This is a genomic window from Algirhabdus cladophorae (assembly GCF_044772865.1).
GTDB lineage: Bacteria > Pseudomonadota > Alphaproteobacteria > Rhodobacterales > Rhodobacteraceae > Algirhabdus > Algirhabdus cladophorae.
Map to the genome: position 1 here is coordinate 3,476,612 of NZ_CP173029.1, position 18,308 is coordinate 3,494,919.

Genomic DNA, 18,308 nt, shown 5'->3' on the forward strand with positions numbered 1-18,308 from the left:
GAACCATGGCCACCGTCGCTGTCACTGACGAAACATTTGAAGCCGAGGTCAAGAATTCTGACCTTCCCGTTGTTGTCGATTTTTGGGCTGAATGGTGTGGCCCGTGCAAACAAATCGGTCCTGCCTTGGAAGAATTATCTTCCGAAATGGACGGAAAAGTGAAGATCGTGAAGGTAGACGTGGATAGTAATCCAAACTCTGCTGCATCCATGGGTGTTCGCGGCATTCCTGCCTTGTTCATGTTCAAAGACGGTCAAGTTGTCTCGAACCGCAGTGGCGCTGCACCAAAGGCCGCCTTGCAATCTTGGATCGAAGAAACCCTGTAAAGCCGTTGTCTTACCAATACGAAGGGCGTCCCGTCATTGGGGCGCCTTTTTTGGTGTGATACCAAGACTTGTGCGCAGGGATGAGGCAATCCATATAGATTGCAAGATAGGAGGATCATCATGGCATCATCAGAATTTCCAGGTTGGCATGGCACAACCATAATCGGGGTGCGTCGCGGTGATGAAGTGGTGATCGCAGGTGACGGGCAGGTAAGCCTTGGTCAGACAGTGATCAAAGGCACCGCTCGAAAGGTGCGGCGTCTCAAGCCAGGCGGTCACGAAGTGGTTGCCGGTTTTGCCGGATCAACTGCAGATGCCTTTACCCTTTTAGAGCGTCTGGAAGCCAAGCTGGAAGAAACACCCGGTCAATTGGCCCGTGCCTCTGTTGAGCTGGCCAAAGACTGGCGCACAGACAAATATCTGCAAAAGCTAGAAGCGATGTTAATCGTCACGGACGGCAGCGACCTGTTTGTTATCACTGGCGCTGGCGACGTTCTGGAACCAGAACATGATGTCACAGCAATAGGATCGGGCGGGAACTATGCCCTGGCCGCTGCACGGGGACTGATGGACAGCGAAAAATCAGCCGAAGACATTGCGCGGGCTGCGATGGCGATTGCAGCTGATATTTGTGTCTATACCAACGGCAATCTCACTGTAGAAAAGATTTCAAAATGACTGACTTAACACCTCGCGAGATTGTCTCGGAATTGGACCGTTTTATCATTGGCCAAAATGACGCTAAGCGCGCCGTTGCCGTTGCTTTGCGAAACCGTTGGCGGCGCAAGCAACTGGCCGATGATCTACGCGATGAAGTCTATCCCAAGAACATTCTGATGATCGGGCCAACAGGCGTCGGTAAGACCGAGATCAGTCGCCGTTTGGCTAAGCTTGCAAGGGCACCATTCATCAAGGTTGAGGCAACAAAATTTACCGAAGTTGGCTATGTAGGTCGCGATGTAGAACAAATCATTCGGGATCTTTTAGACAGCGCAATTACGATGGTTCGGGAGCAAATGCGCGATGACGTGAAGGCCAAGGCCTATGCCGCCGCAGAGGATCGCGTGATTGAGGCTATCGCTGGTGAAGATGCCCGCGACGCAACTCGTGAGATGTTCCGCAAGAAACTGAAGTCCGGCGAATTGGACAACACGATTATCGAGCTTGAGGTTCAGGACACCGCCCCACCCCAATTCGAAATCCCTGGTCAGCCTATGGGTGGCGCTGGGATGATGAATATCGGAGATATCTTTGGCAAAGCCTTTGGTGGGCGTACGGTCAAAAAGAAGATTACTGTCTCGGAAAGCTATGACATCCTGATTGGCGAAGAGGCCGACAAACTGCTGGACGATGAGACCGTGACACGGACTGCCCTTGAGGCTGTTCAGGAAAACGGGATCGTTTTCTTGGATGAAATCGACAAAGTCTGCGCAAAACAAGAAGGCCGGGGCGGTGAAGTCAGCCGTGAAGGCGTGCAGCGTGATCTTTTACCTTTGATTGAAGGCACCGTTGTGTCAACCAAACATGGTCCTGTCAAAACAGACCATATTTTATTTATCGCCTCTGGCGCATTTCATGTGGCCAAACCATCGGACTTGCTGCCAGAACTTCAGGGACGGTTGCCTATTCGCGTCGAATTGCGCGCCTTGACTGAAGGGGATTTCGTTCGGATCCTGACCGAGACAGATAACGCGCTTACACTGCAATATACCGCCTTGATGGGCACCGAAGATGTTACCGTGTCCTTTGCCGAAGACGGCATTGCGGCCCTTGCGAAAATTGCTGCAGATGTAAACCAAAGTGTTGAGAACATTGGCGCACGGCGGCTCTACACTGTGCTGGAAAGGGTCTTTGAGGAATTGTCTTTCTCTGCACCAGATTTAGGTGGCGAAGCCGTTACCGTTGACGCGGGCTATGTCGAAAAGCACCTAGGTGCCCTTGCACGTGAAATCGACGTCAGCCGCTACGTCTTGTAGAGGCTATTTTCTGCGTTTGAGGTAGACGTAATAGGCCCCTTCGCCCCCATGGCGAATGTGGGCTTGGGTCACTTGCAAAATACATGATCGCAGCGGCGCCATGTTCAGCCATTGAGGCACTTGATGGCGCAAAATCCCGCGTTGAACCGGCATCAGGTCAAGACTGGGTTTATCTTTGCCCTTACCAGTAATCACCAAGACCAACCGTTTTTGATCTGCAAAAGCTAAAAGAATGAAATCGACCAAAGCAGGATGCGCTTGGGACAGGGTCATACCGTGCAGATCAATCCTGCCTTCCGGCTTCAATTTCCCGCGCTTGAGATTGCCAAAGGATTTTTTGTCCATTTGGATCGTTTGGGCTGCAAGTTGTTTGATCAACGTCGGCTTGAGGTCCAAACCACCCTTTTCTGGCTTGGCTTTTGTCCCAATAGAAAAGGGCTGAATTGATCTGGAATGTGGCGCTGGAATGGTTTCAGGTTGGAAAACCTGAGTGAGATTTTGCCGTTCCAGCGGCTCTGCACGACCTACGACCTTGTTCCAAAGGTCTTGCTCCTCAGAAGTGAGCGTCCTGCGTTTCTTGCGCGCCATTCCTCAACACGCTTTATTCACCAGTGGCAACAAGCTGCCAGTTGGGATCGTCCGCATCCATAACCCGTGCAAACGTCCAGTTGTCTTTCTGACGTTTGATTTCCGTTGGGCTGCCTTCAACGATTTCACCCGCATTATCGTGAACAACAGACGTTAATTCACCAACAAAGCGAACGGTTACTTCGCCCTCTTTGGTCGCTGGGTCAAACGTTGCATCATTGAGCGACATTTCACGCACACCAATAAAGTTTGCTTCGATAGACAGGCCTTGCTCTTCGCGGGCATCGACGACCGACGCAAAGCTTTCATATACGTCATCCGACAAAAACGGTTTGATCGACGCAAGATCACCATTTTCAAATGCCATCAAAATCATCTCATAGGCACCACGCGCCCCACCCAGAAATTCATTTACGCTGAATGTTGGATCGATGGATTTCATGGCGGCCAAAGCCACTGCCTGATCACTGCCATCTGGAACGTGATCTGTGATGTCCTCATCTGGACCGCCTTCAATCACTTCAAGGTTTGGCCGTTTAGAACGGGACGATGGCGCCTCCTGTGGCGCGGGTGGTTTTTCGAAACCTTCACGGGTTCCCAAAACACTGCGCAAGCGCAAAATCAGAAAAATCGCCACACCGGCAAGGACAAGAAGTTGGATCACAGCAGAGCTCATTCGATACCTCAAAAACAAACGCCATGGAAAATGACGCCTACCGCACTTATGTAGGTCACGTCTGGGGTCAAGTCCACTACCCCCTAAGGATGATAAGAAAGGTTTGATATGTGGTTACTTGCACTGTTTGTGGGCATTCCCTTGATTGAAATCGCCCTTTTCATCCAATTGGGTGGCTTTTTAGGCCTGTGGCCAACTCTTGGAATCGTTATCTTAACAGCGATGCTGGGGAGTTGGTTGGTCAGAAATCAGGGATTGCTGGCGATTGCCCAAATGAAGCAGTCCATTTCCAGCCTACAGGACCCAACAGAACCCATAGCGCACGGTGCTATGATCCTATTTTCAGGTGCTCTGTTGCTGACACCTGGATTTTTTACAGACGCTGTTGGGTTTTCTCTGCTTATACCGCCTGTGCGGCATGCCTTGTATCGCTATGCCCGCACAAAGATCAAAGTTCAGGGATTTGGCAGTGCCCAGAGCCGGAGACCAAGATCTTATGACGACGGGATCATCGATGGCGAGTTTTCTGAAGTTGTAGACGACCCAAACCAATCAAATACGCCTTCAAAATGGACTAAGCATTGAGGCCCAGCATGTGACCTGATAAAGGGCCAACAAAACATTTAGGGAGTCCATTAGAATGGCTGAGAAAGAAACAGCAGCGGCCGCGGAAACAACAGCCGCACCGCAGGTCAAAATGCAAGTTTTGGCGCAATATATCCGTGACATGTCTTTTGAGAATATTCTGTCTCAAAAAGGTGTCTCTGGCGAAGTTCAGCCAGACGTTCAGGTCCAAGTAAACTTGGATGCGAAAAAGCGCACGGTAGATCACCAGTTCGAAGTCGTGATCAAACTGAACGTGACATCCAAGGCCAAAGACAAGGACGACACACTGTTCCTGCTGGAAATCGAATATGCTGGTATTTTCCACATCGAGAACGTTCCAGACGAGCAAATGCATCCGTTCCTGCTGATCGAATGCCCGCGGATGCTTTTCCCATTCCTGCGCCGGATCGTCAGCGACATCACACGCGATGGCGGCTTCCCACCCCTAAACTTGGAAACCATCGACTTTATGCAGCTCTACCGGTCAGAAATGACTCGTCGCGCCGAAGCAGAAGCCGCGGCTGCACCAAAGTCCTAAGTCAGCTTTTTCCAGATAGCACCGTCGCCCAACGCCTCTACAAACATGGCATGGGCGGCGGTTTCTTTTTCAGTCAAACGCGGCGGTAACGCCTCGGGTCTGGGTCTGGGACGCCATGTATCCGTTTGCTGCGTACCTGTGGTCTGTGTTGCTTGTTGACCGAGACCAAAGTCAGGCTGACGCCCGCCAATAAGTTCTAAGTAGACCTCTGCAAGGATCTCGGAATCCAAAAGGGCGCCGTGAAGAACACGGTTCGAGTTATCGATACCAAATCGACGACAAAGCGCATCAAGGGACGCTGGCGAGCCCGGAAATTTCCGACGCGCAATCGCCAAAGTGTCCAAGGCCTGATCCATCGGTAGTAGCTTGCGGTTCAACCAGCCTAGTTCTGCATTCAGGAACTTCATGTCAAAACTGGCATTGTGAATGATCATTTTGTCATCTTGGACAAAATCAACAAAGGCCTGTGCGATATCCGCAAAGACCGGCTTGTCAGCCAAAAATTCATTGGATAACCCATGCACCTCAAACGCGGCATTCGGCATGTCACGCTGTGGGTTTATGTATTGATGGTAGGTCTTGCCCGTTGGTACATGGTTCCACAGTTCAACCGCGCCAATTTCAACAATGCGGTCGCCTTCATTAGGTTCGAATCCCGTTGTTTCTGTATCAAGAACAAGTTCACGCATGCTGGTTGGCCCTTATATCTTGTAGAATTTTGGTAACCTGCCGGTACGCCGAGGACAGGGTGTCTGTGATGACAACATAATCAGCACGGCTACGTTTTTCCGCGTCACTCATTTGTTTTGACAGGATCAGATCAAATTCGGTCTCGGTCATCGTCGCACGGGCCATCACACGCCGCCGTTGGGTGGGCGCATCAATGCTAACGCAAATCGTCGCATCAACTGATGCGTCAAGTCCGGTTTCAAAAAGCAAAGGAACATCCAAAACGATCACTTCCGCTTGGACCCGTGCAAGAAATTCCTGCCGGTGTTTGGCAACTAACGGATGCACGATATGTTCCAGCTGAGTTAGAAATTCAGGGTCTTCTGCGATTCTTGCCTTTAGGGCAGTCTTTGAGACCGCCCCGCTGCCAATCAATTCGGGATCCAGCAAAGCCAAGGGTGCAACAGCCTCACCATTGGGACCATAAATATCGTCGACAGCTGCATCTGCGTCCCACACAGGGATCCCTTCATCGCGAAAGATCTGGGCCGTTGTCGACTTTCCCATGCCGATCGACCCCGTGAGACCAATGACAAAGCTCATGCCAATATGACCTGTCGAACGTCCTCGGTAACCTCTGGACGGTGTCCAAACCACCGCTCAAACCCTGGCACAGCCTGATGCAATAACATACCCACGCCGTCCACTGTTGGACATCCTACTTGGCGTGCAGTTTTCAAAAGATCAGTTTCTAACGGCGTATAAACGATATCAGTGACCAACGTTCCCGGACGCAATCCATCCAAAGGCACGCGTAAGGGGGTTTTGCCCTTCATCCCAAGGGAGGTCGTATTCACCACAACATTCGATTGTTCCAAAAAGTTCCCAACAGTGACCCATTCAACAACTTCAATGCGCGCCCCAAAAACAGTGCGAAGTGTTTCGGCCCGGTGACGCGTTCGGTTGGATAGAAAGATCTTTGGAACACCCATTTCTAGCAAGGCCGCAATTACTGCGCGACTTGCACCACCTGCGCCTAAAACAACTGCTGGACCGGCAGTGAAATCAAAATCTGGCGCCCCTTGGACCAAGTTTTGAGTGAACCCGTACCCGTCGGTGTTATCTGCATGGATTTTTCCATCTGTGCGAAAAATTAGTGTATTCGCCGCACCTATAATCGCCGCACGATCCGTCACGATATCCGCAATCTCTAGAGCGAGTTCTTTATGAGGAACGGTGACATTAACGCCCACAAACCCAAGTTCGGGCAACGTTCGCAAGGTCTGTTCCAAACGCGCCTTTTCAACATTAATCGGTATATAGTGGCCCAACAGCCCATATTCCCGCATCCAATACTGAAACAACCGAGGGGATTTGCTGACCTCGGTTGAGGTGCCTAGAACAGCTGCCAAAGGTATCGAAGCATTCATTAGGTATTCATCCATCCAGTTGTTCTCAGATACCCTAGAAGATCCAAAAGGGGCAGTCCCATTATTGTAAAGTGATCCCCTTTAATCTGAGAAAACAGTTGAACACCCTGATTTTCAATTTGGTAACATCCAACGCAGTACTGAATTTCGGACCAGTTTTCCGCTACATAGTTTTCAACGAAATCCTCGGAAAGCTGTCGCACGTACATTTGAGCTACATTGGTCTTGCGCCAAATGGGCTTGAGATCGCGATACAAAACTGCCGAAGAATATAATGTATGCATTCCACCAGACATCTTTTTCAGTTGATCAATCGCATCCTGAGGCGTTTTAGGTTTAGACAGGAGTTGTCCTTGATGTTCCAAAACCTGATCACAGCCCAGAACCAAAGCGTCCCCCACATGTTTCTGCGCTGCTTTTTGAGCTTTGAGTTCTGCTAGCGTATCTGCAATATCGCGGGGATGTGCATCTTCGGATTGCAGAGATGCTTTTATGGACGATTCGTCTATTTTTACGGGGGCTATTTCGAATCTGAGACCCGCATTTTCGAGCATTTTTGCCCGAATTGATGAACCTGAAGCTAAAACAAGGGGATATGTCATGGGTAATTTCTGTGGATATCTACGGGATGCGTTAAGTGAGTATGAACAAATTATTACTCTTAAGTTTGGTTAAAGGAGTTTTCGTTAACTTTAACACTTTTGTAAGATTTTAATCCGGTTGTGGAAAAGGATAAAGGATAACTCTGATGCGCCGGTATTGGGTGTAATTTCGAGAGAGAGTTATACTTAAATATTTGATTTTAATATCATAATATTTAGTAATTCAGTTTTTGACTTTATTTTGCTGGGGATAAAACTGGGGATAAAAAGTAATCCACAGAAATTCTCTGCACTACAAACTCATCAATTCTTTCTTTCTATTTTTATTATTATAATAGCGTTCAGGGGCGGTGCATTTGACAGTTTGTCGAAGGTTGCCCATAAGAGCGCTACTGTTCGTCCGAACACGTATTTTTCCATTATATAGAAACACCTGCGTCTGCAGTTGGGACACCTATGACTGAAACTCGCCTCAGCCTTTCCGATCTGAAAGCCAAGAGCCCAAAAGATCTATTATCCGTTGCTGAAGATCTTGAGATTGAAAATGCATCAACGATGCGTAAGGGCGAGATGATGTTCTCGATCCTTAAGGAGCGCGCAGAGGACGGCTGGGTTATTTCTGGCGATGGTGTACTGGAAGTTTTGCAAGACGGATTTGGATTTCTTAGATCCCCTGAGGCAAACTATTTGCCGGGCCCAGATGATATTTATGTCTCTCCCGAGATGATCAGAAAGTACTCACTTCGTACTGGAGATACCATTGAGGGGGTTATTCGGGCCCCAAACGAGTCCGAGCGCTATTTTGGAATGACTGAAGTCGCTCGAATTAACTTTGAGGATCCAGAGCAGGCGCGCCACAAAGTGGCCTTTGATAACCTGACGCCGCTCTATCCAGAAGAACGTTTGAAAATGGAAGTGGACGATCCAACTGTCAAAGATCGCTCTGCGCGCGTAATTGATTTGGTCGCTCCCATCGGGAAAGGCCAGCGTTCGCTGATCGTCGCTCCTCCTCGAACTGGTAAGACGGTAATCTTGCAAAACATCGCTAATTCCATCGAGAAAAACCACCCAGAGTGTTACCTCATCGTTTTGCTAATTGATGAACGTCCAGAAGAAGTCACTGATATGCAGCGGTCGGTTAAGGGCGAAGTTGTAAGTTCTACCTTTGATGAACCAGCAACGCGTCACGTTGCCGTCTCTGAGATGGTGATCGAGAAAGCAAAACGTCTGGTAGAACACAAGCGCGATGTGGTTATTTTGCTGGATTCGATTACTCGTCTTGGTCGTGCGTTTAACACAGTGGTTCCCTCATCTGGTAAGGTGCTGACAGGTGGTGTGGACGCCAACGCATTGCAACGGCCAAAGCGGTTCTTTGGTGCGGCGCGAAATATAGAAGAAGGTGGATCACTGACGATTATTGCCACTGCATTGATCGACACTGGATCGCGGATGGATGAGGTTATCTTTGAGGAATTCAAAGGTACGGGTAACTCGGAGATTGTCCTGGACCGGAAAGTTGCGGATAAACGTGTGTTCCCGGCAATGGATATCTTGAAATCCGGTACCCGGAAGGAAGATTTGCTGGTTGATAAAATTGATTTGCAAAAAACCTATGTGCTGCGTCGTATTTTGAATCCTATGGGTACAACAGATGCGATTGAGTTTTTGCTTTCAAAACTGAAGCAAACCAAATCCAACTCAGAGTTCTTTGATTCAATGAACACCTAAAATTGGGATGAGCTTAGCATGCCCGCGGATACGATTTATGCCCTAGCATCGGCGCGCGGTAAGGCAGGTGTTTCCATTATTCGGGTATCTGGCCCGAAGGCGTTGGATGCTGCGAAGCAGTTCACGGTGTTGAAGGAAATCCCGGATAGGCCAAGCCTGCAAAGATTAGTTTCCACGGATGGCAATACTATTGATCAGGCGCTTGTTCTTGGGTTTTCTGAAGGCGCTAGTTTCACTGGTGAACCTACAATAGAGTTTCAAACCCATGGCTCGCCAGCTGTCGTAGCTAAAGTCCTAAGTGAGTTATCCGTAATCGACGGGTTGCGTCCTGCACAGGCTGGTGAATTTACCCGTAGAGCGATGGAAAATGGCCAGCTAGATTTAGCTCAGGTCGAAGGGCTTGCCGATCTGATAGAGGCTGAAACAGACGCTCAGCGACGGCAGGCTATGCAGGTGTTCGAAGGTCATCTTGGAGGTTTGGCACAGGAGTGGCGGCGGGATTTGGTCCGGGCCATGGCGCTATTGCAGGCCACGATTGATTTCGCTGACGAAGATGTGCCCGAGGATGTTGTGCCTGAGGTGACGGATTTGGTAGCGGGTGTGCAAAGCAGCCTTAAAGAGCAGGCTGAGGGGTATCATTTTGCGGAACGTGTCAGGGATGGCTTTACAGTTGCTATTATAGGCCCTCCGAATGTAGGAAAATCCACTCTTATCAATAGGTTAGCGGGTCGTGATATCGCGATTACGTCGGACATTGCGGGCACGACGCGGGATACGCTAGAAAGTTATATAGATATCAATGGCTTAGCGGTGACTTTTGTTGATACAGCTGGCTTGCGAGAAGGTGCTGATATGTTGGAAACCATAGGGATTGAACGGGCAACTCGGGTGGCTCAGACTGCAGACATCCGACTATTCTTGGGTGTAACTGATTCAGATTTTTCGGTGGATGTTAACCAGCAGGCCTCAGATATTGCTGTTTGGACCAAATCTGATGTTCAGGGCGCTAGATCTGGTGTGTTGTCTATTTCTGCAAAAACCGGTGAGGGTGTGGAAGATCTGAAGTTAGCGATAGCGGATAAGTTGGAAACGATGGCGTCCAGCGCGAGCTCACTGATCCGGTCCCGCCATCTTGAGGCGGTGAACAGGGCGCTGATCGAGCTTGAAAGAATAGATATCAAAGAAGACATTGATGTGATGCCAACAGACTTATATGCAGAGTTCTTGAGACGCGCGTCGGATCAATTGGGAACAATTGTGGGTGACATTGGCGTTGAAGATGTTTTGGACGAGGTCTTTGCCTCATTTTGCCTTGGTAAATAGGGAGTGTTTCACGTGAAACATTTTGGTGTTGTTGTTGTTGGTGGAGGTCATGCTGGTTTGGAGGCTGCAGCTGCGTCAGCCCGCAAAGGCGCCGCCACCTGTTTGATCACAATGTCTGAGGCGGACATTGGTGTTATGTCCTGCAATCCTGCAATCGGTGGTCTGGGAAAGGGGCATTTGGTTCGGGAAATTGATGCATTAGATGGTGTTATGGGCCGATTGGCAGATGCAGCAGGCATACAATTTCGACTGCTCAATCGTCGCAAAGGCCCGGCCGTTCAAGGACCGAGAACGCAGGCCGACAGGCACCTATATAGAAAACACGCAGTCGTTGAAGCCCAAAACACCCAGAACCTATCCATTCTTTTTGCAGAAGTTGCTGGGCTGAAATTCAAAGGCGATCGGGTTTCTGGGGTTATTCTGGCTGATGGTCGTGAGGTTGAGGCCGATGCAACAGTCGTTACGACTGGGACTTTTCTGAACGGTGTGATTTTCGTCGGCGAAGAACGCAAAGACGCTGGTCGAATGGGTGATAAGCCAAGCCAAATGTTAGCTCAGCAATTTAAGGCGATGGATCTTCCATTGGGTCGTCTAAAGACTGGAACTCCTCCACGATTGTCTGCCAGTTCTATTAATTGGGCTAATTTGGAGCAACAGCCGGGGGACGATGATCCGGCGCTCTTTTCTTTTCTAAGTAAAGCACCTCAAGCCCGCCAAATTTCTTGCGCGATCACGCATACGAATGAGGCAACACATAAAGTCATCCGCGATAATTTGCATCGCTCGGCTATGTATGGCGGTCATATCGATGGTGTTGGCCCGCGGTACTGCCCATCGATTGAGGATAAAGTCGTTAGGTTTGCAGAAAAGACGTCGCATCAGATCTTTCTTGAGCCTGAAAGCCTGACATCGGATGTTATTTACCCTAATGGCATATCCACATCTTTGCCGGAAGATGTCCAAATCGAGTATGTGCGGTCAATAGTCGGGTTGGAGAAGGCGGAAATTCTCCAACTGGGATATGCGGTTGAATATGATTACGTTGATCCGCGATCTTTAAATGGCAAATTGGAAGTGAAGTCGGTTCCAGGCTTGTACCTTGCTGGTCAAATCAATGGCACCACTGGTTATGAAGAGGCTGCTGCTCAGGGTTTGGTGGCTGGCGCAAATGCTGCAGCAGCTAGTTTGGGGCAAGACGAGGTTCGTTTTAGTAGAACGACGTCGTATATCGGTGTTTTGATTGATGATCTTATCAGTCGTGGTGTAACTGAGCCTTACCGGATGTTTACCTCGCGCGCTGAATACAGACTGTCATTGCGTGCCGATAATGCGGACCAAAGACTGACTGGGTTTGGCTATCAGCACGGTTTGGTCTCCGCAAATCGAATGCAAGTTTATAGTTCAAAGGCCAAAGACCTAGATTTAGTTCAGCGGCATCTATCAGAAATTGTTACAACACCAACTCAACTCCAGAAACTTGGGTTAAATGTAAAGTTAGACGGAGTTAAGCGGTCAGCGTTGGATGTTTTGAGCTTTCCCAAGATGGACTTGGCAGTATTTGCCGGACTTTTCCCCACCGCCGCCAAGCTGCCACAGGACGCACTTTCTCAGGTGGCGCGCGACGCAATCTATGTGAATTACTTGGAGCGTCAAAACGAGGATGCCGAGCGTTTACGGAAAGAAGAGGGCACCATAATTCCGCTAGATTTTGAATATTCTCAAATCCAAGGTCTTTCAAATGAATTGATGAGTAAACTACAGCAATTCAAGCCAGAGAACTTGGCCCAGCTTTCAAAGATAGATGGAATGACCCCTTCCGCGGTGCTTCTGGTTCTTGCTAATGTGAAGGCCTTCAATTCAAGGCGTTCGGCATAATGGATCAGCAGACACCCGACTGGGTCAATGTTTCACGTGAAACATTGGATGATCTGCAAGCTTTCCATGATCTTGTGCTGAAATGGACGCCGCGCATAAACCTAGTATCGGCAAAAGCACAGAAAGATCTATGGTCACGCCATATATGGGATTCATGGCAGATTCTTGAACATATTCAGGTGGATAGAGTTAAGCATTGGGTTGATATCGGCTCAGGGGGAGGTTTCCCTGGTATCGTTTGTGCGATTGCCCTTAAGTCTACAAATTTTACTGGAGACTTCAGCCTAATCGAAAGTGACGCCCGTAAATCCCAATTTCTTAGAACGTGCTCACGAGAAATCGGATTAAACGTTGAAGTCATAAACAAAAGAATAGAGGTAGCCGATATAATCGGATGTGATCTGGTAACGGCCCGTGCATTAGCGCCACTGACTCAATTACTGGAAATGTCGGACCCATTACTTGACGATAGCGGTGCTTTAATCGCCATGAAGGGCGCAAACTACCAAATAGAAATAGAGGATGCTCGGCAAAAATGGAGGTTTGATTGCGTCTCTCATGCAAGTAAAACAGATCCAGATGCAGCAATTTTAAAGATCGGATCAATCTCATATGCCTAAACCCAGCCCATTTCCGCTGCCTCGCGTTGTTGCGGTTGTTAATCAAAAGGGTGGTGTTGGGAAAACTACGACCACTATCAACCTTGCTGCGGCGTTGGGGTCACTGGGGTTGAAGGTCTTGATTGTAGATATTGACCCGCAAGGCAATGCATCGACGGGCGTTGGTATAGATGACCGAGACTTCACGATCTATGATGTGCTATTGGATGAGGCCTCGTTGAAAGAGACGGTGAAAGAGACAGAGTTCGAGAATCTTTGGATCATTCCGACCACAACAGATCTCAGTTCAGCAGATATCGAGTTGGTGGCTAATGAAAAACGGTCCTTTTTATTGAACGACAGCTTGCGAAACGTTGAAATGTCCGAGTTTGGGTTTGACGTCGTGTTGATCGATTGCCCGCCGTCTCTCAATCTGCTGACCGTGAATGCATTGATTGCATCAGACAGCTTGATCATTCCTCTACAGGCGGAATTCTTTGCCTTGGAAGGCCTATCGCAGCTTATGATGACAGTTCGAGATATCCGGAGCACTGCGAATAAAGATCTAAGAATTGATGGCGTGTTGCTGACGATGTTCGACGTTCGTAATAACTTGTCTCAGCAGGTTGAGGCGGATGCACGGGACAATCTTGGCGATCTCGTTTTTGATACCAAGATCCCACGGAATATACGACTGAGTGAAGCGCCATCCTTTGCAATGCCCATCAATCAATATGATCCCAAGTCTAAAGGTGGTCTCGCGTATGATCAGCTTGCGAGAGAAGTATCAATCCTGTGGAGGACACAATAAATGTCAAAAAAGCCAAATAAAACCAGAGGGTTAGGTCGTGGACTGTCTGCATTGATGGCAGATGTTGAACCTCAGAGCGAAACAACGCAACAGTCCGCCAGCGCTGGTGCAAAACAAGTCGATATAGATCTTGTAACTCCCAACCCGGATCAGCCAAGACGGGATTTCAGTGCCGAAGAACTCGAAGAATTGGCTCAATCGATCCAAGCCCATGGTGTCATTCAACCACTCATCGTCCGGCCTGCGAAATCCAAATCGGGTATGTATGAAATTGTTGCTGGGGAACGGCGTTGGCGCGCATCACAGATCGCCAGTTTACACCAGGTGCCCGTTTTGGTTCGGGAGTACAGTGACCGAGATATTCTTGAGATTGCGATCATTGAGAACGTGCAAAGGCAGGATCTTAACCCTCTTGAGGAAGCAATGGCTTACGATCAGCTGGTTCAAACCTTTGGTCATACCCAACAGGAATTGGCAACGGCGATGGGAAAAAGCCGAAGCTATGTCGCCAATTTATTGCGTTTGGTCACGTTGCCTGATGTCGTAAAAGAGTATCTTAGATCAGGACAACTGACCGCGGGCCATGCGCGGGCGTTGATCACGGCGGATGATCCAATCAGCCTTGCCCATCAGATTGTGAAAGGTGGCTTGTCAGTCCGGCAGGCAGAAAGTCTGGCCAAAGCGAAAAAGCCATCAAAGACTAACCCGTCTGCTGGACAAACGCGGCGGCAGAAAGATGCAGACACTAAGGTTTTGGAAGATGAACTAACCGCACAACTGGGAATGCGTGTTGTTATTGATCATAGTGAAAATGCAGAAAATGGAAAAATAACAATTAGTTACAAAAGCTTAGAAGGTTTAGACGACCTTTGCAGGCTTCTTGCAGGGAATTAGGTAGCATCGGTATCCAGAATTGATCTGAGGATGTAATTCAATACTGGGCGACCTTCTTGGGTTGCACAGATCCGTGATCCTTGTTTGTCGATGAGCCCTAATACTTGAAGCTCGTTTAACTTTTGTGCGTTGAGAACAGTCTCCTGATCGGACCGAAAGTCTTTTGTATCGATCCCATCCTTCAATCTCAGCCCCATCAAAGCGCGCTCTTGGTCAGCTTCAAAATTTGTCAGGCAAGTTGTGCTATGTGTTAATGTATCCGCATCCAGAGCAGCCTTAAGCCACAGCTGGGGGGCCAGAATAGTCTCAGTCGCAACCTTTTGTTGGGAAATTGTCAGACGGCCATGTGCGCCAGGTCCGATACCAACGTAGTCCCCATAGCGCCAATAGGTCAGATTATGGCGACTTTCGTGGCCCTTCTTAGCATGATTGGAAACTTCATAGGCCATCAGATCCCTTGCACCGCAACGGTCTTGTACCAATTCATACATGTCAGCGCCCAGATCTTCGTTTGGCAGGCCTGACAGTTTCCCAATTGCGTAGCGGTCACCAAACGCAGTATTCGGCTCGATTGTCAGTTGATAGAGAGAGATGTGGCCGGAAGTCAGTTCAAGTGCCCGGTCTAGCTCATGGGACCAGGCACCCAGTGTTTGGTCTTGGCGGCCGTAGATTAGATCAAAACTGACCCTATCAAATTCGGCATTGGCGATATCCAGTGCTGTTAGGGCCTCATCTACAGTATGCAATCTACCAAGGCGCTTCAGATCAGCGTCCACGAGGGACTGTACACCGAGGGAAACACGGTTAATTCCCGCCAGCCGAAAGTCTGTGAACTTTTGAGCTTCAACAGAAGATGGATTGGCCTCAAGCGTAATCTCGACATCGTTAGAAAATCCCCAAAGAGAATTTGCCTTTGCCAACACAGCCTCAACCGTTTTGGGACGCATTAAACTTGGCGTACCACCGCCAAAGAATATTGATGTGAGGGGTTCGTTGGGCGAAACGCGATAGGCGCGCTCCAACTCCAGCAAATAGGCTTGTGTCCATGCATCGTGGTCGATGGATTTTTCAACGAAGGAATTGAAGTCGCAGTAAGGGCATTTAGCCTCGCAATAAGGCCAGTGTACATACAGTCCGAAACCCGCTTCTTCGCTGTGCATCTCAGGCAAAGCAGTTTGCTAACATTTTTTGGAAGGCGTCAGCGCGATGACTAATGCTATGTTTAAGGTCCGGATCCATTTCGCCAAACGTAATGTCGTGGCCTTCGGGGATGAAAATTGGATCGAAACCAAAGCCCAGCTCACCACGCATTGGCCAAGTGAGGTGGCCATCGACCTTGCCCTCAAAAACCTCGTCGTGGCCATCGGGCCACGCAACACATAACACACAACGAAAGGAGGCCGTGCGCGGTCTTGCAGCGTCCTTTGCTTCCAGTTGATCCCAAACCTTTTTCATGGCCATTGGAAAGTCACGGCCATTTGGCGTCTCGGCCCAATCGGCTGTGTAAACCCCTGGGGCACCATCCAAACCATCTACAGTTATGCCGCTGTCATCGGACAAGGCAGGCAAACCCGTGGCTGAGGCTGCGAAATGGGCCTTGATCCGAGCATTGCCCGCAAAGGTGGTTTCCGTCTCATCCGGTTCGGTCAAACCAAAGTCCGCAGCACTTTTTACAGCTATTCCTAAAGGCTCAACCAGTTTTGCGATCTCTCTTAACTTGCCTTGATTGTGCGAGGCCAAGACAAGTTCCTTTTCAGTCAGTTTACGCATTTGCCACGGCAGCGTTTTGGGCGGCCACCAGCTCAGCAATGCCTTTGTCAGCCAAAGCCATTAGCTCGTCCATTTGACCGCGGCTAAAGACGGACCCTTCGGCAGACATTTGGATTTCAATCAATGCACCGTCGCTATTCATGACAAAATTACCGTCAACACCAGCATCGCTATCCTCAGGATAATCCAGGTCCAAGACAGGCTGACCTGCATAGATCCCACAGCTGACAGCGGCAACGTTGGACAGCAATGGATCAGAGGTGATGTCGCCCGCCTTGATCAGTTTTTGAGTGGCCAATTTAAGCGCGACCCATCCGCCTGTGATCGACGCACAGCGCGTTCCGCCATCAGCCTGAATAACGTCGCAATCGATCGTTATTTGACGTTCACCCAAGGCAACACGATCTACCCCGGCACGTAGGCTTCGGCCGATCAGACGTTGGATTTCTTGCGTGCGTCCCGATTGACCGCGTTTTGCTTCACGGTTCATCCGCGTGTTTGTAGCACGTGGTAGCATCCCGTATTCGGCGGTGACCCAGCCCAATCCGCTATTGCGCAGAAATGACGGTACACGTTCCTCTAGAGTCGCGGTGCACAAAACATGCGTTTCGCCCATCTTGATCAAGCACGATCCTTCTGCATGTTTGCTGTAGTTTACCAAAATTTCGACGGGGCGTAGTTCATCTAGGGCACGAGAGGAGGGGCGCATGATCATTCCTTTTTACACAACATAGTCAGATAGTCCCCCGCGCGGTCAAAGTGCAACCCTTATGCACCCAATGGCCCCTTGAACCTATCGTGCGATCCTTCCTATATTCCGCAGGTCATGCCAATAGAGTCACCAAAATTCGAGGATATGAGCGCGCGGTCTCGCGAGGTGTTTCAACGCCTTGTGGAAGGATACATCGAAAGTGGTGATCCGGTTGGTTCCCGGACTTTGACGCGTGCGCTTTCCGAGTCTGTCAGCCCGGCAACAATTCGCAATGTCATGCAGGACCTTGAACACATGGGGCTTCTTGATAGCCCCCATACCTCTGCTGGACGGATACCGACCCAGTTGGGGCTACGAATGTTCGTGGATGGATTGTTAGAAGTTTCCGATCTTGGAAAAAGTGACCAGCGCAAACTTGACAGTATGGTCACCTCGAACACGCAGGAACTTCCGTCCGCTTTGGACCGTATCGGATCTGCTTTGTCTGGTGTGACCCAAGGGGCGAGCCTTGTTCTGACGCCAAAACAAGAAGCACCGGTCAAGCATATTGAATTCGTATCCCTTGCACCTGACCGTGCGTTGGTTGTTTTGGTTTTCGCCAATGGCCAAGTGGAGAATCGAGTTTTTCATCCGCCCATAGGCCAAACCCCGTCTTCGCTGCGAGAGGCTGCTAATTTCTTGAACTCTTTTGCAGAGGGCCGCACCCTAACGGAACTTTCTGGGATTATCGCGCAGGAGATAGCGACCCATCGGCAAACTCTGGATGATTTGGCTAAGGCATGTGTGGAAAGCGGTATCGCGATTTGGGAAAACGAAGGTGAACGGCATGAACGTCTCATCGTGCGAGGACGGTCGAATCTGTTAGATCAAGACGCCAGTGCGGAGGATCTTGATCGGATCAAATCCCTGTTTGATGACCTCGAACGCAAGCGTGACATCGCAGATTTCCTTGAATTAGCCGAGCAAGGCGAAGGTGTGCGCATTTTTATTGGTTCTGAAAACAAACTCTTTTCACTTTCGGGTTCCTCTTTGGTGGTTTCTCCTTATATGAACTCTGATCGAAAGATAATTGGGGTCGTCGGTGTGATCGGCCCCACCCGACTGAATTATGGACGTATCGTCCCTATTGTGGATTACACAGCCCAATTGGTGGGTAAGGTGATCTCTGACCGTGATGAGAGGTAA

General features: G+C 49.4%; 21 protein-coding genes. 12 read left to right on the forward strand and 9 right to left on the reverse strand.

Translation table 11 applies throughout. The features are described 5' to 3' along the window. The first annotated feature begins 5 nt into the window (after positions 1-5). The 3 genes from trxA to hslU all read left to right on the forward strand — a co-directional run bounded on the left by trxA (position 6) and on the right by hslU (position 2,302). Entirely contained in the window at positions 6-326 is a 321-nt protein-coding gene (gene trxA, locus ACIRQ6_RS16880) for a thioredoxin (protein ID WP_420861776.1), read from the forward strand. Positions 327-446: 120 nt separating this feature from the next. Continuing rightward, positions 447-1,004, forward strand: a complete 558-nt coding sequence (gene hslV / locus ACIRQ6_RS16885; RefSeq protein ID WP_420861777.1) for an ATP-dependent protease subunit HslV — start codon at positions 447-449, stop codon at positions 1,002-1,004. Beyond that, on the forward strand, positions 1,001-2,302 hold the full coding sequence (hslU, locus tag ACIRQ6_RS16890; protein WP_420861778.1) for an ATP-dependent protease ATPase subunit HslU: 1,302 nt from the start codon (positions 1,001-1,003) through the stop codon (positions 2,300-2,302). Before hslV ends, hslU begins: the two co-directional genes overlap by 4 nt. Positions 2,303-2,305: 3 nt before the next feature. Here hslU and ACIRQ6_RS16895 read toward each other — a convergent pair whose 3' ends face one another. Further along, positions 2,306-2,890, reverse strand: a complete 585-nt coding sequence (locus ACIRQ6_RS16895; RefSeq protein ID WP_420861779.1) for a Smr/MutS family protein — start codon at positions 2,888-2,890, stop codon at positions 2,306-2,308. 13 nt (positions 2,891-2,903) lie between these two features. Then, on the reverse strand, positions 2,904-3,566 hold the full coding sequence (locus ACIRQ6_RS16900) for a Tim44/TimA family putative adaptor protein (protein ID WP_420861781.1): 663 nt from the start codon (positions 3,564-3,566) through the stop codon (positions 2,904-2,906). Positions 3,567-3,674: 108 nt separating this feature from the next. Between ACIRQ6_RS16900 and ACIRQ6_RS16905 the strand changes: the two genes are divergently transcribed. Together ACIRQ6_RS16905 and secB are read left to right on the forward strand one after the other, a co-directional pair. Beyond that, on the forward strand, positions 3,675-4,151 hold the full coding sequence (locus tag ACIRQ6_RS16905) for an FxsA family protein (RefSeq protein ID WP_420861782.1): 477 nt from the start codon (positions 3,675-3,677) through the stop codon (positions 4,149-4,151). A gap of 55 nt (positions 4,152-4,206) precedes the next feature. After that, positions 4,207-4,710 carry a protein-export chaperone SecB gene (gene secB / locus ACIRQ6_RS16910; RefSeq protein ID WP_420861783.1) on the forward strand — a complete coding sequence of 168 codons (504 nt, stop codon included), beginning with the start codon at positions 4,207-4,209 and terminating at the stop codon, positions 4,708-4,710. Here secB and dnaQ read toward each other — a convergent pair. The 4 genes from dnaQ to ACIRQ6_RS16930 are packed head-to-tail and all read right to left on the reverse strand — an operon-like array spanning position 4,707 to position 7,411. Then, the gene (gene dnaQ, locus ACIRQ6_RS16915) at positions 4,707-5,399 is read right to left on the reverse strand and encodes a DNA polymerase III subunit epsilon (protein ID WP_420861784.1); all 693 of its coding nucleotides are present in this window, start codon (positions 5,397-5,399) and stop codon (positions 4,707-4,709) included. The two genes, secB and dnaQ, sit on opposite strands and share 4 nt — an antisense overlap. Further along, entirely contained in the window at positions 5,392-5,982 is a 591-nt protein-coding gene (coaE, locus tag ACIRQ6_RS16920) for a dephospho-CoA kinase (RefSeq protein ID WP_420861785.1), read from the reverse strand. Before coaE ends, dnaQ begins: the two co-directional genes overlap by 8 nt. Further along, on the reverse strand, positions 5,979-6,809 hold the full coding sequence (locus tag ACIRQ6_RS16925) for a shikimate dehydrogenase (RefSeq protein WP_420861786.1): 831 nt from the start codon (positions 6,807-6,809) through the stop codon (positions 5,979-5,981). Before ACIRQ6_RS16925 ends, coaE begins: the two co-directional genes overlap by 4 nt. Beyond that, on the reverse strand, positions 6,809-7,411 hold the full coding sequence (locus ACIRQ6_RS16930; RefSeq protein ID WP_420861787.1) for a Maf family protein: 603 nt from the start codon (positions 7,409-7,411) through the stop codon (positions 6,809-6,811). Before ACIRQ6_RS16930 ends, ACIRQ6_RS16925 begins: the two co-directional genes overlap by 1 nt. Before the next feature lie 456 nt (positions 7,412-7,867). Here ACIRQ6_RS16930 and rho point away from each other — a divergent pair, with 456 nt between their 5' ends. From rho to ACIRQ6_RS16960, 6 genes are read left to right on the forward strand one after another with little or no spacing between them, the layout of a single operon-like run. After that, positions 7,868-9,139, forward strand: coding sequence for a transcription termination factor Rho (gene rho, locus ACIRQ6_RS16935; RefSeq protein ID WP_420861788.1), 1,272 nt, complete (start codon positions 7,868-7,870; stop codon positions 9,137-9,139). Between the two features lie 18 nt (positions 9,140-9,157). Beyond that, the gene (gene mnmE / locus ACIRQ6_RS16940; RefSeq protein ID WP_420861789.1) at positions 9,158-10,462 is read left to right on the forward strand and encodes a tRNA uridine-5-carboxymethylaminomethyl(34) synthesis GTPase MnmE; all 1,305 of its coding nucleotides are present in this window, start codon (positions 9,158-9,160) and stop codon (positions 10,460-10,462) included. A 12-nt stretch (positions 10,463-10,474) separates the two neighbouring features. Then, a complete protein-coding gene (mnmG, locus tag ACIRQ6_RS16945; RefSeq protein ID WP_420861790.1) occupies positions 10,475-12,337 on the forward strand; it encodes a tRNA uridine-5-carboxymethylaminomethyl(34) synthesis enzyme MnmG in 1,863 nt (620 codons plus the stop codon). After that, complete coding sequence (gene rsmG, locus ACIRQ6_RS16950; RefSeq protein ID WP_420861791.1) at positions 12,337-12,957, forward strand: 16S rRNA (guanine(527)-N(7))-methyltransferase RsmG; 621 nt, start codon at positions 12,337-12,339, stop codon at positions 12,955-12,957. Before mnmG ends, rsmG begins: the two co-directional genes overlap by 1 nt. After that, positions 12,950-13,747, forward strand: coding sequence for a ParA family protein (locus ACIRQ6_RS16955; protein WP_420861792.1), 798 nt, complete (start codon positions 12,950-12,952; stop codon positions 13,745-13,747). Before rsmG ends, ACIRQ6_RS16955 begins: the two co-directional genes overlap by 8 nt. Continuing rightward, a complete protein-coding gene (locus tag ACIRQ6_RS16960; RefSeq protein ID WP_420861793.1) occupies positions 13,748-14,641 on the forward strand; it encodes a ParB/RepB/Spo0J family partition protein in 894 nt (297 codons plus the stop codon). On the opposite strand, the gene hemW is transcribed toward ACIRQ6_RS16960, so the two are convergent. From hemW to rph, 3 genes are read right to left on the reverse strand one after another with little or no spacing between them, the layout of a single operon-like run. Further along, complete coding sequence (gene hemW / locus ACIRQ6_RS16965) at positions 14,638-15,801, reverse strand: radical SAM family heme chaperone HemW (protein ID WP_420861794.1); 1,164 nt, start codon at positions 15,799-15,801, stop codon at positions 14,638-14,640. The two genes, ACIRQ6_RS16960 and hemW, sit on opposite strands and share 4 nt — an antisense overlap. A 1-nt stretch (position 15,802) precedes the next feature. Continuing rightward, positions 15,803-16,411 carry an RdgB/HAM1 family non-canonical purine NTP pyrophosphatase gene (rdgB, locus tag ACIRQ6_RS16970; protein WP_420861795.1) on the reverse strand — a complete coding sequence of 203 codons (609 nt, stop codon included), beginning with the start codon at positions 16,409-16,411 and terminating at the stop codon, positions 15,803-15,805. Continuing rightward, positions 16,404-17,120, reverse strand: a complete 717-nt coding sequence (gene rph, locus ACIRQ6_RS16975) for a ribonuclease PH (RefSeq protein WP_420861796.1) — start codon at positions 17,118-17,120, stop codon at positions 16,404-16,406. Before rph ends, rdgB begins: the two co-directional genes overlap by 8 nt. Positions 17,121-17,267: 147 nt before the next feature. On the opposite strand from rph, the gene hrcA reads away from it, so the two are divergent. Beyond that, positions 17,268-18,308 carry a heat-inducible transcriptional repressor HrcA gene (gene hrcA, locus ACIRQ6_RS16980; protein WP_420861797.1) on the forward strand — a complete coding sequence of 347 codons (1,041 nt, stop codon included), beginning with the start codon at positions 17,268-17,270 and terminating at the stop codon, positions 18,306-18,308.

Excerpts from the sequence above, each read along its gene's own strand:
- trxA (WP_420861776.1), top strand. The coding sequence starts at position 6 with ATGGCCACCGTCGCTGTCACTGACGAAACATTTGAAGCCGAGGTCAAG.
- hslV (WP_420861777.1), top strand. The coding sequence starts at position 447 with ATGGCATCATCAGAATTTCCAGGTTGGCATGGCACAACCATAATCGGG.
- hslU (WP_420861778.1), top strand. The coding sequence starts at position 1,001 with ATGACTGACTTAACACCTCGCGAGATTGTCTCGGAATTGGACCGTTTT.
- ACIRQ6_RS16895 (WP_420861779.1), bottom strand. The coding sequence starts at position 2,890 with ATGGCGCGCAAGAAACGCAGGACGCTCACTTCTGAGGAGCAAGACCTT.
- ACIRQ6_RS16900 (WP_420861781.1), bottom strand. The coding sequence starts at position 3,566 with ATGAGCTCTGCTGTGATCCAACTTCTTGTCCTTGCCGGTGTGGCGATT.
- ACIRQ6_RS16905 (WP_420861782.1), top strand. The coding sequence starts at position 3,675 with ATGTGGTTACTTGCACTGTTTGTGGGCATTCCCTTGATTGAAATCGCC.
- secB (WP_420861783.1), top strand. The coding sequence starts at position 4,207 with ATGGCTGAGAAAGAAACAGCAGCGGCCGCGGAAACAACAGCCGCACCG.
- dnaQ (WP_420861784.1), bottom strand. The coding sequence starts at position 5,399 with ATGCGTGAACTTGTTCTTGATACAGAAACAACGGGATTCGAACCTAAT.
- coaE (WP_420861785.1), bottom strand. The coding sequence starts at position 5,982 with ATGAGCTTTGTCATTGGTCTCACGGGGTCGATCGGCATGGGAAAGTCG.
- ACIRQ6_RS16925 (WP_420861786.1), bottom strand. The coding sequence starts at position 6,809 with ATGAATGCTTCGATACCTTTGGCAGCTGTTCTAGGCACCTCAACCGAG.
- ACIRQ6_RS16930 (WP_420861787.1), bottom strand. The coding sequence starts at position 7,411 with ATGACATATCCCCTTGTTTTAGCTTCAGGTTCATCAATTCGGGCAAAA.
- rho (WP_420861788.1), top strand. The coding sequence starts at position 7,868 with ATGACTGAAACTCGCCTCAGCCTTTCCGATCTGAAAGCCAAGAGCCCA.
- mnmE (WP_420861789.1), top strand. The coding sequence starts at position 9,158 with ATGCCCGCGGATACGATTTATGCCCTAGCATCGGCGCGCGGTAAGGCA.
- rsmG (WP_420861791.1), top strand. The coding sequence starts at position 12,337 with ATGGATCAGCAGACACCCGACTGGGTCAATGTTTCACGTGAAACATTG.
- ACIRQ6_RS16955 (WP_420861792.1), top strand. The coding sequence starts at position 12,950 with ATGCCTAAACCCAGCCCATTTCCGCTGCCTCGCGTTGTTGCGGTTGTT.
- ACIRQ6_RS16960 (WP_420861793.1), top strand. The coding sequence starts at position 13,748 with ATGTCAAAAAAGCCAAATAAAACCAGAGGGTTAGGTCGTGGACTGTCT.
- hemW (WP_420861794.1), bottom strand. The coding sequence starts at position 15,801 with ATGCACAGCGAAGAAGCGGGTTTCGGACTGTATGTACACTGGCCTTAT.
- rdgB (WP_420861795.1), bottom strand. The coding sequence starts at position 16,411 with ATGCGTAAACTGACTGAAAAGGAACTTGTCTTGGCCTCGCACAATCAA.
- rph (WP_420861796.1), bottom strand. The coding sequence starts at position 17,120 with ATGCGCCCCTCCTCTCGTGCCCTAGATGAACTACGCCCCGTCGAAATT.
- hrcA (WP_420861797.1), top strand. The coding sequence starts at position 17,268 with ATGAGCGCGCGGTCTCGCGAGGTGTTTCAACGCCTTGTGGAAGGATAC.